Source organism: Mycobacterium stomatepiae (assembly GCF_010731715.1).
In the GTDB taxonomy this organism is placed as follows: domain Bacteria; phylum Actinomycetota; class Actinomycetes; order Mycobacteriales; family Mycobacteriaceae; genus Mycobacterium; species Mycobacterium stomatepiae.
Genome location: NZ_AP022587.1, coordinates 2,765,235 through 2,780,668, shown reverse-complemented (window position 1 = coordinate 2,780,668; position 15,434 = coordinate 2,765,235). Strand labels below are relative to the sequence as shown.

Annotated in this window: 12 protein-coding genes and 2 pseudogenes; 10 read left to right on the top strand and 4 right to left on the bottom strand. The window is 68.4% G+C overall.

The genetic code is table 11. The features are described from left to right. Positions 1-38: 38 nt before the first annotated feature. Positions 39-1,407, bottom strand: a pseudogene (locus tag G6N54_RS12995) (wax ester/triacylglycerol synthase domain-containing protein). A gap of 163 nt (positions 1,408-1,570) precedes the next feature. On the opposite strand from G6N54_RS12995, the gene G6N54_RS12990 reads away from it, so the two are divergent. The 3 genes and pseudogenes from G6N54_RS12990 to G6N54_RS12980 all read left to right on the top strand — a co-directional run bounded on the left by G6N54_RS12990 (position 1,571) and on the right by G6N54_RS12980 (position 6,140). Continuing rightward, on the top strand, positions 1,571-4,897 hold the full coding sequence (locus G6N54_RS12990; protein WP_179969201.1) for an error-prone DNA polymerase: 3,327 nt from the start codon (positions 1,571-1,573) through the stop codon (positions 4,895-4,897). A gap of 95 nt (positions 4,898-4,992) precedes the next feature. Further along, positions 4,993-5,235, top strand: a complete 243-nt coding sequence (locus tag G6N54_RS12985) for a hypothetical protein (RefSeq protein WP_408632592.1) — start codon at positions 4,993-4,995, stop codon at positions 5,233-5,235. A 261-nt stretch (positions 5,236-5,496) separates the two neighbouring features. Then, positions 5,497-6,140: pseudogene (locus G6N54_RS12980) on the top strand (nitroreductase family protein). Here the strand turns inward: G6N54_RS12980 and G6N54_RS12975 are convergent. Together G6N54_RS12975 and G6N54_RS12970 are read right to left on the bottom strand one after the other, a co-directional pair. After that, the gene (locus G6N54_RS12975; RefSeq protein WP_163790500.1) at positions 6,141-6,467 is read right to left on the bottom strand and encodes a YciI family protein; all 327 of its coding nucleotides are present in this window, start codon (positions 6,465-6,467) and stop codon (positions 6,141-6,143) included. A gap of 48 nt (positions 6,468-6,515) precedes the next feature. Further along, complete coding sequence (locus G6N54_RS12970; protein ID WP_163794708.1) at positions 6,516-6,980, bottom strand: tRNA (cytidine(34)-2'-O)-methyltransferase; 465 nt, start codon at positions 6,978-6,980, stop codon at positions 6,516-6,518. A gap of 29 nt (positions 6,981-7,009) precedes the next feature. On the opposite strand from G6N54_RS12970, the gene G6N54_RS12965 reads away from it, so the two are divergent. The 7 genes from G6N54_RS12965 (at position 7,010) to G6N54_RS12935 (ending at position 12,974) form a co-directional block, all read left to right on the top strand. Next, positions 7,010-7,432, top strand: a complete 423-nt coding sequence (locus tag G6N54_RS12965; protein ID WP_163790499.1) for a nitroreductase family deazaflavin-dependent oxidoreductase — start codon at positions 7,010-7,012, stop codon at positions 7,430-7,432. A gap of 22 nt (positions 7,433-7,454) precedes the next feature. Next, the gene (locus G6N54_RS12960) at positions 7,455-8,060 is read left to right on the top strand and encodes a class I SAM-dependent methyltransferase (protein WP_163790498.1); all 606 of its coding nucleotides are present in this window, start codon (positions 7,455-7,457) and stop codon (positions 8,058-8,060) included. 250 nt (positions 8,061-8,310) lie between these two features. After that, the gene (locus G6N54_RS12955) at positions 8,311-11,064 is read left to right on the top strand and encodes a sensor histidine kinase (protein ID WP_163790497.1); all 2,754 of its coding nucleotides are present in this window, start codon (positions 8,311-8,313) and stop codon (positions 11,062-11,064) included. After that, positions 11,061-11,477 carry a roadblock/LC7 domain-containing protein gene (locus tag G6N54_RS12950; protein ID WP_163790496.1) on the top strand — a complete coding sequence of 139 codons (417 nt, stop codon included), beginning with the start codon at positions 11,061-11,063 and terminating at the stop codon, positions 11,475-11,477. Before G6N54_RS12955 ends, G6N54_RS12950 begins: the two co-directional genes overlap by 4 nt. Positions 11,478-11,483: 6 nt before the next feature. Continuing rightward, entirely contained in the window at positions 11,484-11,858 is a 375-nt protein-coding gene (locus G6N54_RS12945; RefSeq protein ID WP_163790495.1) for a DUF742 domain-containing protein, read from the top strand. After that, positions 11,839-12,411 carry a GTP-binding protein gene (locus G6N54_RS12940; protein ID WP_163790494.1) on the top strand — a complete coding sequence of 191 codons (573 nt, stop codon included), beginning with the start codon at positions 11,839-11,841 and terminating at the stop codon, positions 12,409-12,411. The genes G6N54_RS12945 and G6N54_RS12940 overlap by 20 nt, the downstream gene beginning before the upstream one ends. Positions 12,412-12,416: 5 nt before the next feature. After that, positions 12,417-12,974 (top strand): pentapeptide repeat-containing protein, encoded by a 558-nt coding sequence (locus G6N54_RS12935; protein ID WP_163794707.1) that lies wholly within the window; start codon positions 12,417-12,419, stop codon positions 12,972-12,974. Here G6N54_RS12935 and G6N54_RS12930 read toward each other — a convergent pair. Continuing rightward, a complete protein-coding gene (locus tag G6N54_RS12930) occupies positions 12,971-15,430 on the bottom strand; it encodes an ATP-binding cassette domain-containing protein (RefSeq protein WP_163790493.1) in 2,460 nt (819 codons plus the stop codon). The genes G6N54_RS12935 and G6N54_RS12930 overlap by 4 nt on opposite strands. Positions 15,431-15,434 lie beyond the last annotated feature (4 nt).

The following is a 15,434-nucleotide window of genomic DNA, read 5'->3' as shown; positions in this document are numbered from 1 at the left end:
TCAACCCTCTCACGGTGATCAACGCCGTCCGGGTCGGGTCAGTGGCGCGCTCGCGCGGTCGGGTGGCTGGGCGGTACGCCGTTGGGAAGCGTGCGGGCCCGGCGCTTGCGCCGATCCTTGGTGAACAACAGGACGGAGTCCTGGCTGAGCGCCGTCAGTCGCGCCATTTCCCGCTCGATGCCGCTGGCGAGCTACTGCAGTTCGGGTGCGGCGTCGTAGTCGGCGGTGATCCCGAAAATCAGCTCGTCGCCATAGCTCAGCACCGCGACTCCGCTGGACAGCTGCGACGCCGTCGGCGGGATCGGTAGCAGACGTTCCACGGTTGCGCCCATCAGCTCCAGCCGGTCCCGCGGCCCGGGGGCGCTGGTGGCCAGCGTCACGATGCCCGGTTGCGGGAGCCTGCTCAGTACCAGCCGAACGGCCTTGGCGCACAATGCAAATGGCATGGAACTCGTCGCCAGGTCCACGATGGTCGGGCCGGCGTTCTGCGGCTTGGGCTGGTTCAGGCTGCTGTGCACGATCCGTAGCCGCTGCACCGGATCGTCGTGCTCGACGGGGAGATACCGCAGCTTGTCCGAGATGTCGTCGGCCTGCTCCAGGGTGCGCAACGAACCCGCGCGCGGTTGTTCGCCGCGGTGCAGCAGAACGGCCCGGAACCCCTCGGTGATGGCGGCGAGTGCGACGTCGTTGGTGGTTACCCGGAACTTCCCGCACACCGCGTCGACCGCGGCGAGAGGAACGCGCACCGAGCTGTACCGCCGCATCGTGACCGCGGGGCCGGTCGACGACGTGCGTGCCGCCGACCAGACCGTCTCGGCCAGGGTGCTGGTGACGGTGCTGGCGACGGCCGAGGCTTGCCACAGCGCGTTGGCCCACCCCGGCTTGCGGTCTGGCACCGAATCATTGCCGGGTTCAACATGATTGGCGAACATCTCGCTGTCGGCGTCGTCGCAGAGCCGGGTGAGCAAGTGGGCCGCGGGGGTGGCGTCGGCGAGGTAGTGGTGGACCTTCATCAGGATCGCCCACTTGCCTGGCATGCCCTCGATGACCCAGCACTCCCATAGCGGCCGGTCCAATTCCAGGGGGCGTTCCAGGGCATGGGCGATCGCCCGCGACAGGTCGGCCTCGTCGCCGGGGCGGGGAACCGCAACTCGGCGCAGGTGATGGGTGAGGTCGAAACTCGGATCGTCGACCCAGTGCTGGGCACCGCGCAACGGATGCGTCCGTAACAGCTGGGTGCATCGCGGTATCGACAGAATCCGTTCTGCCAGAATCGTTTTGAGGCGAGCTAGATTGGGCGCCTGCGCCATCGACGATCGCGACCGCGCCGGTCGCCATGCTCGCCTGTCGATCGGGGTCCGCTGCGGCGAGGAAGCCCGTGTCCAATGCTGTTGTCAGCTGCACCATATTCAATTCCCGCCCCTAGTTGCCCCGTGCCAGTATCTGCCGCGGCACCCCCGTCGCGGTAGATCCCAATCCGTTAAGACTGTGTTTAGAAGTTGAAGTCGCGTTTAACAACCGCTTTAACAGCTCTGCACTAAATCGAACATTTGTTCGATACACTGGGGGGGTGGGCTGGTTCAACGGGCCGCCTAGTTGGGCGGAGATGGAGCGGGTGCTCGACGGCAAGCCGCGCCATGCCGGCGCGCCCGCCCTATCCGGTCCGGCGGAGGAGGCCCCCTTCTCGCACAAGCGCCCGGCCTATCGACCACCGGAGGGCGGCCGTACCACCCGCTCCGCTGTCGCCTACGCCGAGCTGCACGCGCATTCGGCATACAGCTTTCTGGACGGAGCCAGCACGCCCGAGGAGCTGGTCGAGGAGGCGGCCCGGCTGGATCTGCGGGCGCTGGCGTTAACCGACCACAACGGTCTGTACGGCGCGGTGCGGTTCGCCGAAGCCGCCGCCGAACTCGACGTGCGCACCGTGTTCGGCGCCGAGCTGTCGCTCGGTACGCAGGCCCGGACCGAGCAGCCGGACCCCGCCGGTCCGCACCTGCTGGTGCTGGCCCGCGGTCCGGAGGGTTACCGGCGGCTGTCGCGGCAGTTGGCCGCGGCGCATCTGGCCGGCGGTGAGAAAGGCAAGCTGCGCTTCGACATCGACACGCTGACCGAGGCCGCGGGCGGGCATTGGCACATCCTGACCGGGTGCCGTAAAGGCCATGTCCGCCAAGCGCTTTCCGAAGGCGGACCGGACGCGGCGGAGCGGGCGCTGGCCGATCTGGTGGATCGATTCGGCGCGCACAGGGTGTGCGTCGAGTTGACGCATCACGGGCAGCCCCTCGACGACGAACGCAACGCTGCGCTGGCCGGGATCGCGGCACGCTTCGGGGTCGGAGTCGTCGCCACCACCGGAGCGCATTTCGCCCATCCGTCGCGCAGCAGGCTGGCCATGGCGATGGGTGCCATCCGGGCCCGGAAGTCGCTGGAGTCGGCCGCCGGATGGCTGGCCCCGCTAGGCGGCTCGCATCTGCGGTCCGGCGAGGAGATGGCCCGCCTGTTCGCGCAGGTGCCCTTTGGGGGCCCGAATGCGGTGACCGCCGCCGCCGAACTCGGCGAGCAGTGCGCGTTCGGCCTGGCGCTGATCGCGCCGCAGCTTCCGCCGTTCGACGTGCCCGCCGGGCACACCGAGGACAGCTGGTTGCGGCAGTTGGTGATGGCGGGAGCGCGCGATCGCTACGGCCTGCCCGAGGCCGCGCCGCGGGCGTACGCCCAGATCGAGCACGAGTTGAAAGTCATTGCCCAACTGACGTTTCCGGGTTACTTCCTGGTGGTGCACGATATCGCCCGCTTTTGCCGGGAGAACAACATCTTGTGCCAGGGCAGGGGATCGGCGGCCAACTCCGCGGTCTGTTTCGCCCTGGGTGTCACCGCGGTCGATCCGGTGGTCAACGAGCTGTTGTTCGAGCGCTTCTTGTCGCCGGCCCGCGACGGGCCGCCCGACATCGACATGGACATCGAGTCGGATCAGCGCGAAAAGGTCATCCAGTACGTCTACGACAAATACGGCCGCGACTACGCCGCCCAGGTCGCCAATGTCATCACCTACCGTGGCCGAATCGCGGTGCGCGACATGGCCCGCGCCCTGGGTTTCTCGCAGGGCCAGCAGGATGCGTGGAGCAAGCAGATCGGCCACTGGAACGGGCTTGGCCCCAATTCAGATGACCCAGCGCCGGACATCGAGGGCATCCCCGAGCAGGTGATCGATTTGGCCACCCAGATTCGGAACCTGCCGCGGCACATGGGTATTCACTCCGGCGGCATGGTGATCTGCGATCGCCCGATCGCCGACGTCTGCCCGGTGGAATGGGCGCGGATGGAGAATCGCAGCGTCCTGCAATGGGACAAAGACGACTGCGCGGCCATCGGTTTGGTGAAGTTCGATCTGCTCGGGCTGGGTATGCTCTCGGCGCTGCATTACGCCAAAGACTTGGTGGCCGAACACAAAGGCCTCGACGTCGACCTGGCCCGCCTCGATCTCTCCGAGCCGGCGGTGTACGAGATGCTGCAGCGCGCCGATTCCGTCGGAGTGTTCCAGGTGGAGTCGCGAGCGCAGATGGCCACCCTGCCGCGATTGAAGCCGCGGGTGTTCTACGACCTGGTGGTCGAGGTCGCGCTGATCCGCCCCGGGCCCATCCAGGGCGGGTCGGTGCACCCTTACATCCGGCGGCGCAACGGCATCGATCCGGTCGTCTACGACCACCCGTCCATGGAATCCGCGCTGCGAAAGACGTTGGGGGTACCGCTTTTCCAGGAGCAGCTGATGCAGCTCGCGGTCGACTGCGCCGGCTTCTCCGCCGCCGAGGCCGACCAGCTGCGCCGCGCCATGGGCTCCAAGCGCTCGACCGAACGAATGCAACGGCTGCGCGGCCGGTTCTACGAGGGCATGCGCGAATTGCACGGCGCCACCGACGAGGTGATCGACCGGACCTACGAAAAGCTAGAAGCCTTCGCCAATTTCGGTTTTCCGGAAAGCCATGCGCTGTCGTTCGCGTCGCTGGTGTTCTACTCGTCGTGGTTCAAGCTGCATCACCCGGCGGCGTTCTGCGCCGCGCTGCTGCGTGCGCAGCCGATGGGTTTCTATTCACCGCAGTCGCTGGTGGCCGATGCGCGCCGGCACGGCGTGCTGGTGCACGGCCCGGACGTCAACGCCAGCCTGGCGCACGCCACACTCGAGAACGCCGGCACCGAGGTTCGCCTCGGGTTGGGCGCGGTCCGGCATATCGGCGACGACCTCGCCGAGCAGCTGGTCGAGGAGCGAAAGGCTAACGGCGCGTTCGTGTCTCTGCTGGATCTGACCACCCGGCTGCAGCTCTCGGTGCCGCAGGCCGAAGCGTTGGCGACGGCCGGGGCGCTGGGCTGCTTCGGGACGTCGCGGCGCGAGGCGCTGTGGGCGGCCGGGGCCGCGGCCACCCAACGGCCGGACCGGCTACCCGGGGTGGGGGCCCATGGTGCTGATGGGTCGCACATCCCGGCGCTGCCCGGAATGAGCGAACTGGAGCTGGCGGCCGCCGACGTGTGGGCCACCGGCATCTCCCCGGACAGCTATCCGACCCAGTTTCTGCGGGCAGATCTGAACGCGATGGGGGTAGTACCCGCCGAGGAACTGCTCGGCGTGCCCGACGGGGACCGCGTGCTGATCGCCGGCGCGGTGACCCATCGGCAGCGCCCCGCCACAGCGCAAGGCGTGACGTTCATCAACCTCGAAGACGAGACCGGGATGGTCAACGTGCTCTGTACGCCGGGGGTGTGGGCGCGACACCGCAAGCTGGCCAACACCGCACCGGCGCTGCTGATCCGCGGTCAGGTCCAAAACGCCAGCGGCGCAGTCACCGTCGTGGCCGAGCGGTTGGGTCGCATCACCCTGGCCGTCGGATCGAAGTCGCGCGACTTTCGCTGACTGCACGCTGTGCGCCCGGAGTTGAACAATTCGACATGGCCGTTGCCCACCGCGTCGTAAACTACTCGAACCCAAAATGTAATAAGGGGGTCGGAATGGCATTCAAGCTCGCTCGCCATGGAGCTGCGATATTGAGTTGTGCTGCGGCGTTTGTTCTTTCTCCTGCCGCTGCCAGCGCCGACCCGCCCGACCCCCACCAGCCGGACATTACAAAGGGCTTCTGCCCGGGTGGCCGATGGGGTTACGGCAATTTAGCGGTGTGCGACGGAGAGAAGTACCCCGACGGGTCGTTTTGGCACCAGTGGATGAAAACCTGGATGGCTGGACCGCAGTTCTAGTACGACTGCGTCGGTGGCGACGAACCTCTCCCGGGCCCACCCCCGCCCGGTGGCTGCGGCGGGGCGATCCCGCCCGACGGGCCGCCCCCACCGCCCCCGCCGCCCTGATCTAGCCACGCTGGCGAGAAGAAGCAGGAGACATGTCGGAAGGCGACTGATCCCTTCGCCGAACGTGCTCTGAGGGCGAGATTTTCGCGGCGAATTCTCCGGCCTGAGTGCACGTTCGGTACCCAAGGCCGCTGCGACGATAGGCTCGGGTACATGACCCTCAACTTGTCCGTCGACGAACTTCTCACCACCACCCGCTCGGTCCGCAAGCGTCTCGACTTCGACAAGCCCGTGCCTCGCGAGGTCCTGATGGAGTGCCTCGACCTGGCGTTGCAGGCGCCCACCGGCTCCAACGCGCAGGGCTGGCAGTGGGTGTTCGTCGAAGACGCCGACAAGAAGAAGGCGATCGCCGACATCTACCTGGGGCACGCCCAGCCCTACCTCAGCGCGCCCAAGCCCGATTACGGCGAGGGGGACACCCGCGGGGAGCGGATGCCCAAGGTCGTCGATTCGGCGATGTATCTGGCCGAGCACATGCACGAAGCGCCCGTGCTGTTGATCCCGTGCCTCGAAGGCCGCGAAGACAAGTCGGCGATAGGGGGTGTCTCGTTCTGGGCGTCGCTGTTCCCGGCGGTCTGGAGCTTCTGTCTGGCGCTGCGCTCGCGCGGGCTCGGCTCCTGCTGGACGACGTTGCACCTGCTCGGCGACGGCGAGCGCAAGGCCGCCGAGGTGCTCGGTATCCCCTACGAGCAGTTCAGCCAGGGTGGGCTGTTCCCGATCGCCTACACCAAGGGCACCGATTTCGCCCGGCCAAGCGGCTGCCCGCGGAGACCCTGACGCACTGGAACACCTGGTAGTCAGGGCAGCAGCGGCCATACCTCGACGACCCCGTGCGCCATCGCGCACGGCGTGTGGCTCACCCGCTCGATCGCCGTGTCGAGATCCTCGGCCTCGATCACCGCGAACCCGGCGATCGGCAGCGTGGATCGGAGGAAGGGTCCCGGCTCGACCCTGACCCCCGCGCCGTCCGGATTGCGGACCTGGATCGGGTCTCCCGCGCGGCCGATACGGGCGCCCGACGCGCTGAGTTCGTCGTCGCGGGCGTGCGCGGCCCGTTTGCGCTCGTCGCTCAACCGGCGGTATCCGGCCTCGTCGCCGTAACCGATCGTGATGAAAGTTGGCATGTTAAGGCTGACTCTGGCCGTGCCCGGGACTCATCGCTACCCCGAGTCCTACACCGCGCCGGGGTAGCCCTGTTGGCGCCAGGCCTCGTAGATCGCGATCGCCGCGGCGTTCGACAGGTTCAGCGAGCGCCGGCCGGCCAGCATCGGGATGCGCACCTGTCCGGTGATGTGGTCGTCGGCCAGGGTTTGCGCGTCCAGCCCGTCGGGTTCCGGACCGAACATCAACACGTCGCCGGGTTGATAGGCGACGTCGGCGAACGACACCGGAGCATGCGCGGTGAACGCGAACACCCGCGCCGGCATCAGCGCCTGCCAGGCGTCCCGCAGCGTCGCGTGCACCGTGACCGAAGCCAGGTCGTGATAGTCCAATCCCGCCCGGCGCACCTTCGGTTCGGACAGGTCGAAGCCCATCGGCTCAACCAGATGCAATTCCGCGCCGGTGGCCGCGGCCGTCCGGATCGCGTTGCCCGTGTTGGGCGCTATGCGCGGCGAGTAGAACATCAGGCGGAACAGAGCAGACTCCGTTTCGTGTTGAGCACTGCATGACGGATCAAGTACAGCTGAGCGCGACCGACTGGGTGCGAGAGCAGACCGAACAAATTCTGCAGCAGGGCACCACCGACGGCGTCGAGATCATGGATCGGCCGGTCGTCCTGTTCACGGTCACCGGAGCCAAGACTGGCCTCAAGCGGTACGTGCCACTGATGCGCGTGGAAAAGGACGGCCGCTACGCGATGGTCGGCTCCATCGGGGGAGCCCCCAAGCACCCGACCTGGTACCACAACGTGAAGGTCAACCCGAATGTCACCGTGCAGGATGGCGACAAGGTCTTCGAGATGACAGCACGCGAAGTCCACGGGGCCGAACGAGACGAGTGGTGGCAGACCGCGATTGCCGCCTACCCGGTCTACGTCCAGTTGCAGTCGCGGACGACCAGGACGATCCCGATCTTCGTGGTCGAATGACCATGACGGGATAATGGTCGGCATGGTCGAGCAGAGCCTCTGGATGCAGAAGGTCGCCGCCGATCCCGGACATTCGGACTGGTACATCGAGCGCTTCCGTTCGATGGCCCGAGACGGGAAGGATCTTGTCGGCGAGGCGCGCCTGGTGGACGCGATGGTGGTCCGCGGTGCCCGCATCCTCGATGCCGGCTGCGGCGCCGGACGGGTGGGCGGGTATCTGGCGACGATCGGTCACCGGGTGGTCGGGGTCGACGTCGACCCGGCGCTGATCGCGGCGGCCGAGCACGACTATCCCGGCCCGCAGTGGCTCGTCGGCGACCTCGCCGAACTCGACCTGCCCGCGCGCGGCGTCGCCGAGCCGTTCGACGTGATCGTGTCCGCCGGCAACGTGATGGCGTTTCTCGCCCCGAGCACCCGGGGCCGGGTGCTGGAAAGGCTGCGTGCCCATGTCGCCGACGCCGGCCGCGCGGTGATCGGCTTCGGCGCCGGCCGCGACTACGCGTTCGCCGAGTTCCTCGACCACGCGGCGGCCGCCGGATTCGCGCCCGATGTGCTGTTGTCCACCTGGGATCTGCGAGCGTTCACCGACGACTCCGACTTCCTCGTCGCGATCCTGCGGCCCGCCTAAGTATTTCGCGCGGCGGATCGTTTGCCAGACTCGCGTGCTCGTGTTCCGGCCCACCTTGGGGGTAGCTGTCTGCTCAGCAACGATTCTGGTGACCCGGGCCGCGGGCTGTCATACTCATCGCATTGCCACGCGTTTACCGCTCGCGCGTCTTGGCGCGGGGGGAGCGGAATAAAAGCAGGAAGTTCATGAGCCTCTCGTTTCTTTCGATGCGCGGTGTGGGCGCAGCGGCCGATCGCGCGGTCGCGACCACATGACGATGTTCAACCGCCCGGCCATCCCGGTCGAGGCGGCACGCACCCAGTTCGCCGCGCCGCCGGCGGCCCCCGCCAAACGTCCGCCGGCCTGGTCGCCGAGCAACTGGCCGGTCGGTTGGAAGGTCGCAGCGATCGTCCTGGTTCCGCTGATCCTGGTGGCGATTTTCGGTGGGCTGCGCGTCAACACCGCGGTATCGAGTTACAGCGGCTTGCGGTTGGCCGCCGCGCGCGCCGACTTGCTACCCGCGCTCACCAAATACATGTCGGCGCTGGACGTGGCGCTGTTGGCGAACTCCACCGGGCGCGACGTCGAGGGCGCCAAGAAGAACTATGACGCCCGCAAGGGTGAGCTGCAGACCCGGCTGTCGGACACCGACGTCACACCGGATGTGTCTTCGGGAGTGGGCACCCTGCTCAACGGCGGTCAATCGCTGCTGGACAAGGTCGCCGACAACAGCATCGGTTTGCGGGACCGGGTCACCACCTACGCGCCGCTGCTGCTGACGGCCGAGGACGTCATCAACGCCTCGGTGCGGGTGGACGACGAGCGGATCCGCGCGCAGGCGCAGGGTTTGAGCCGGGCGGTCGGGGCCCGCGGCCAGATGACGATGCAGGAGATCCTGGTGACCCGCGGCGCCGACCTGCCCGAGCCGCAGTTGCGCACCTCGATGATCACCCTGGCCGGCACCGAGCCGTCGACGCTGTTCGGGATGAGCCAGGTGCTCGGCGTGGGTTCGCCCGAAGCCAAGACGTTGCAGCAGCAGATGGTGACCCGGATGACGATCATGTCCGATCCGGCCAGCGTGCTCGTCGACAACCCGGACCTGCTGCGCTCGATCCAGACCACCGACGCGATCGCCGAACAGGTCATCACCGACGCCACTGCGTCGGTGACCAAGTCGGTGCAAACCCAGGCCAACGACCGGCGCACCGCCGCGATCGCCGAGGGCGCCCTGGCGCTGGCCGCCATCGTGATCGCGCTGATCATCGTCTTGCTGATGGCACGTGCGCTGGTGGTGCCGCTGCGGCTGCTGCGCGACGGCGCGCTGAAGGTCGCCCACACCGATCTCGAGGAGGAGATCGCTCGCGTCAAAGCCGGTGAGGGCGAACCGATTCCGGCTCCGCTGCCGGTGTACACCACCGAGGAGATCGGCCAGGTTGCGCACGCGGTGGACGAGCTGCACACCCAGGCGCTGCTGCTGGCCGGAGACGAGGCGCGGTTGCGGCTGCTGGTCAACGACATGTTCGAGACCATGTCGCGGCGCAGCCGCTCACTGGTCGACCAGCAGTTGTCGCTGATCGACCGGCTGGAACGCAACGAAGAGGATCCCGAACGCCTCGACAGCCTCTTCCAGCTGGATCACCTCGCCGCCCGGCTGCGCCGCAACAGCGCCAACCTGCTGGTGCTGGCCGGCGCCCAGCTGGCCCGCGACCAGCGCGAACCGGTTCCGCTGTCGACGGTGATCAGCGCGGCCGTCTCCGAGGTCGAGGACTACCGCCGGGTCGAACTGGGTGAGCTGCCCGAATGCATGCTGGTCGGCGCTGCCGCCGGTGGCGTCATCCATCTGTTCGCCGAGCTGATCGACAACGCCCTGCGCTACTCGCCGCCGTCGACGTACGCCCGGATCTCCGGGGCACGCGGCGGCGACGGCGGGGTGGTGCTGCGGGTCGCCGACTCCGGTTTGGGCATGAACGACGCCGACCGGCGGATGGCCAACATGCGCCTGCAGGCCGGCGGCGAGGTCACTCCCGACAATGCCCGCCACATGGGGCTTTTCGTGGTCGGCCGGATCGCGGCCCGGCACGGCATCCGGGTCGGGCTGCGCGGTCCCGCGCGCGACGAGGCGGGCAGTGGCACCACCGCCGAGATCTACCTGCCACCCGCGGTGCTGGAGGGCTTCCACGGCGCCCCGGCCGAAATCTCGACGGAGCCGCGCGAGCGGATCCGGGCGGTCTCGTCGCCGAGCGCCAAGCTGGCCAGCGGGCCGCCGGACCCGAGTAGCGGCGCGACCCGGCAACGTCCCGGCGCGGTCAACAACGGCGAGGCTCCGCCGATCTCGTTGTTGCCCCGCCGCAGCCCCGGCTCCAGCGGCATCACCGAGGTTCCGGCACCGCCCGCCGCGCAGCCGCCGCTACCCAAGCGCCGGCGTGAGCTGGCCACCCCGTGGTGGGAGAACGGGAGTAACCAGCCCCGGCCGACACCGACACCAACGCCGCCGGCCCCGAAGCCGACCCCCAGGGCGGCCCCGTCGGTGTCGGACACCTCGGCGTTCTTCGCCGCGCGGCCGCGAGGCAATCCGCCGGCAGCCACACCGGTCACCCCTGCCGAACCGGCCGCTACGCCCGCCGGGCCGTCGAAGGACGACGTGATCTACCGGCGGATGCTCTCGGAGATGATGGGTGACCCGCACGAGCTGGTCAACAGCCCCGACCTGGATTGGCAGTCGGTGTGGGACCGCGGCTGGTCGCTGGCCGCCGAGGCCGAGGACAAGCCCGTCGAGCAGCGCACCGCCGAGCACGGCCTGCCGGTGCGCACGCCCGGAGCCCGGCTGGTGCCGGGAGCGGCCAACGGCGTCAGCGCCGCCCATCAGCAGCAAGACGACGAAGAATCCCTCGTAGGATCGAACGGCGGACTGCACGCGGCGCGCGACCCCGAGGCGGTTCGCACCTCGTTCAGTAGCCACTTCGGCGGGGTGCGCAGCGGACGATCGCACGCCCGCCACTCGAGTCAAGGACCCGATGAGCAATGACATCTGCAGGCAGCTCACTGGACTGGCTGGTGACGAAGTTCGCCCGCGAGGTCCCCGGGGTGGCGCATGCGCTGCTGGTGTCCGTCGACGGTCTGCCGATCGCCGCCAGCGAGCGGCTACCCCGCGAACGAGCCGACCAGCTGGCTGCGGTGGCGTCCGGGCTGGCCAGCCTCGCGACGGGCGCCGCACAGCTGTTCGACGGCGGGCAGGTGCTGCAGTCGGTGGTCGAGATGCAGAACGGCTACCTGTTGTTGATGCGGGTCGGCGACGGGTCGCACCTGGCGACGCTGGCCGAGACGTCGTGTGACATCGGCCAGATCGGATACGAGATGGCCATCCTCGTCGAACGGGTCGGCGGCGTCGTGCAGTCCACCCGCCGTTCCGCGTCGCCGCCCAGCAGAAGCCACTCGTGAGCCGCGATGGACAAACGCGAACCCGGGCCGTCCGCACGTGAGGCGAGCCTGGTCCGTCCGTACACTCTGACCGGCGGACGGACCAACACCGGCGTCGACCTCCCGCTGGAGGCGCCGGTTCAGACGTTGCAGGCCGGGCGGGCGCACCGGTGGCCGGCCGACGATACGCGAGGCAAGATCATCCGACTGTGCGTCCAAAGCCCGTCCGTCGCCGAGATTTCGGCCCGGCTGGACCTGCCGATCGGAGTCGCGCGGGTGCTGGTCGGTGATCTGGTGCTGTCCGGTTACCTTCGGGTGCACCGAACGTTGACCGAGCAGTCGACGCGGGACGAGCGCCACGAACTGATAGGAAGGACCCTGCGTGGTCTCAAGGCATTCTGACTCCGGCGCCACCGCGTCGACGAAGATCGTCGTCGCCGGTGGGTTCGGCGCCGGCAAGACCACGTTCGTCGGGGCGGTCTCGGAGATCATGCCGTTGCGCACCGAGGAGATCGTCACCGACGCCTCGGCCGGCGTCGACATGCTCGAGGCCACCCCCAACAAGCGGACGACGACGGTGGCGATGGACTTCGGCCGGATCACGCTGGACCGCGACCTGGTGCTCTACCTGTTCGGCACGCCGGGTCAGCGGCGGTTCTGGTTCATGTGGGACGACCTGGTGCGTGGCGCGATCGGCGCGATCGTCCTGGTCGACTGCCGCCGGCTGCAGGACAGCTTCGCCGCGGTCGACTTCTTCGAGCACCGCAACCTACCGTTCCTGATCGCGGTCAACCAATTCGACGGTGCGCCAAGCTATCCCGCTGGCGCGATCCGCGAAGCGCTCGCCCTGTCGCCGCACACTCCGGTGATCAACGTCGATGCCAGGGACCGCCGGTCGGCCACCGATGCGCTGATCGCGATCAGCGAGTACGCCCTCGCGAGCCTGTCGGCTTGACCGACGTGGAGCAGTGGGCCGATCGCGAGTTCACCGGCCGCGATTTCACCGACGATGACCTCGGCCGGTTGTGCACCGAGCGGGTCGTGTTCAGCGAGTGTAATTTCAGCGGCGTCAACCTCGCCGAATCCCAACATCGCGGCTCCGCCTTCCGTAACTGCAAATTCGAGCGAACAACGCTGTGGCACAGCACGTTTGCGCAGTGCAGCATGCTGGGATCGGTCTTCGTGCAGTGCCGGTTGCGGCCGATCACGTTCGACGAGGTGGACTTCACGCTCGCGGTGCTGGGCGGCAACGACCTGCGCGGCGTCGACCTGAGCGGGTGCCGGCTGCGGGAGACCAGCCTGGTGGAGACCGACCTGCGCAAGGCCGTACTGCGCGGCGCCGACCTGTCCGGCGCCCGGACCACCGGCACCCGGCTCGACGACGCCGACCTGCGCGGCGCGACGGCGGATCCGGCGTTGTGGCGCACCGCCACACTGACCGGTGTGCGGGTGGATGTCCCGCAGGCGATGGCGTTCGCACTGGCGCATGGGCTGCGCCTGGACACGAAGTCTGACTAGCGCTTCAGCCGGATGCGCCACCAGACGATGGCCGAGTAGATCACCGACAGCGCGCCGAGCATCCCCATGTCGAGCAGCCAAGCGCTGTCGGTGTGCGCCCAGTGGCTGTCCTTGGGGCCGATCGGTACCAGCATCCGCAGATTGACCGTCGACGCCGAGGCCGCGTAGCCCCAGCGCGACGGCATCAGCCAGGACAGCTGGTCGAGGAAGAGCCGGCCGGTCACCGGGATCAGGCCACCGGCCAGCACCAGCTGCAGCATCAGCGACACCACCAACAGCGGCATGATCTGCTCGTTGGACCGGGCGATCGACGACAGCACCAACCCGAGAATCGCCGAGGCCACACACGTCGCGGCCACGGTGACGAACAGCTCCAGGCTGGCATTCCCGAGCAGCAGCGCCGGCTGTTTGGGTGTGCCCTTGCCGATCAGCACGATGCCGGTCGCGATCGCGGCCTGGACGATGGCGAACGCGCAGAACACCGTGATCTTGGCGCCCAGGTAGGCCCCGGTGGACAGGCCGACCGCCTGCTCGCGCTGGAAGATCGGACGTTCGCCGATCAGGTCGCGGATCGTCAACGCCGTGCCCATGAAGACGGCGGCGATCGACATCAGCGTCAGGATCTGGGCGGCTTCGTCGGGAGTCTCACTGTTCGGATCGGCGACGCCGAACCCGGTGTGGCCCGGCACCGTCAGCGACAGCACACCCAGAATGAACGGCAACAATGCCAGGAACGCGAAGTAGGCGCGGTCCGAGATGATCAACCGGATCTGGCGTCGCGCGATCGTGGAGAACTGGCGCAGCATGCTGCTGCGCGCCGGGGCGCCCAGATCGACCGGCGTCTCGCCCCGGGTGGGTGGCGCGTGGTCTTGGCGTTCCAGGAAGCGGCGGTTGGCCTCGTCGGGGTCGGCGCCCACCTTGGCGAAGATCTGGGCCCAGTTGGTGGTGCCCATCGCGTCCCCGATTTGACCGGGTGGGCCCAGGAACGCGATCTTTCCGCCGGGCGCCATCAGCAGCACCTGATCGCAGACGTCGAGATAGGTGAGCGAGTGTGTGACGACGAGCACGACGCGCCCGGCATCGGCGAGCTGGCGCAGCATCGTCATGACCTGCAGGTCCAGCGCCGGGTCCAAACCCGAGGTCGGCTCGTCGAGGATCAGCAGCGACGGCCCGGTCAACAGTTCCAGGGCCACCGACGCGCGCTTGCGCTGGCCGCCGGAGAGCTTGTCGACCCGGGTGTCGGCATGTTCGGTCAGTCCCAGCTCGTCGAGGACCTGCGCGACCACCTGGGCGCGGTCGTCCTTGCTGGTGTCGGGTGGCAGGCGCAGTTCGGCCGCATAGCCCAGCGCCTGGTTGACGGTCAGCTGACGGTGCACGACGTCGTCCTGCGGGACCATCCCGATCCTGCTGCGCAGGGTGGCGTAGGCGGTGTGGATGTTGTGGCCCTCGAAGGTGACCGCGCCGGCGGTGGGGGTGGTGTATCCGGCGATCAGCCGCGACAGGGTCGACTTGCCGGCACCCGAGCCGCCGATGATGGCGGTCAGGGTGCCCGGCCGGGCCGTCATCGAGATCTGCTGCAGCAGGTCCTTGCCGTTGATCGCGAAGCCGACCTCGCGCACCTCGAGGCCTCCGGTGCTCGTCGCCGCTTCCTGGCGGCGCGCCAGCATTCCGGCGGTGAACACCAGGTCGACGTTGCCGATCGTGACCACGTCGCCCTCGGCCAGCAGGGCCTGCGCGACCCGTACCCCGTTGACGAACGTCCCGTTGATCCTGTTCGCGTCGCGGATCTCGATGCCGGCGGGTGTCGGCTCCAGGAACGCGTGGTGGCGCGACGCCAGCACGTCGTGGATGACGATGTCGTTGTCGAGTTCGCGGCCGATCCAAGCGGTGCCCCCGGAACGTCCTTGCACACCCGATTCGGGTCCGACGACCTTCATCACCCGGGTCGGGAACTGCGACATGTCGGTGCCCGCCGGCTGCGCCACCCGGGTCGCGTCGTTCGGGACGGCCTGGGTCGTCACGGTCGGCCGCACGATCGGCACGGCCCTCGTGTGCACCGCGTCGGTGGGCTGGTCCTGGAATCTGCCGGGCGGTGGGATGGTCGGGACCGTCTGCGAGGTCGGCGGCAGCACGCCGACGTTGCCGCGGTGGCGTCCAATCGCGAAGGTGATCTGCGGACCGTCGGGGGCCCCGAGGCTGATGGCCTGGCCGTCCCGGATCTCGGCGCTCGGCACCTGGCGTCCGTCGACGAAGATGCCGTTGCGCGAATTATTGTCTGCCGCAACCCATCTGCCCTGATCGAAGCGCAGCACCAGGTGCGCGCGGGTGACCAGCGGATGCGCGACGCGTAGGTCGGCGCGCACGTCGCTGCCGACAATGACGTCCCCGCCGGGGGCGAAACTGAGTTCGGATCGGTTGGACCGAACAGTCAGTACCGATTGCGCAGGCGCATTCATCAGT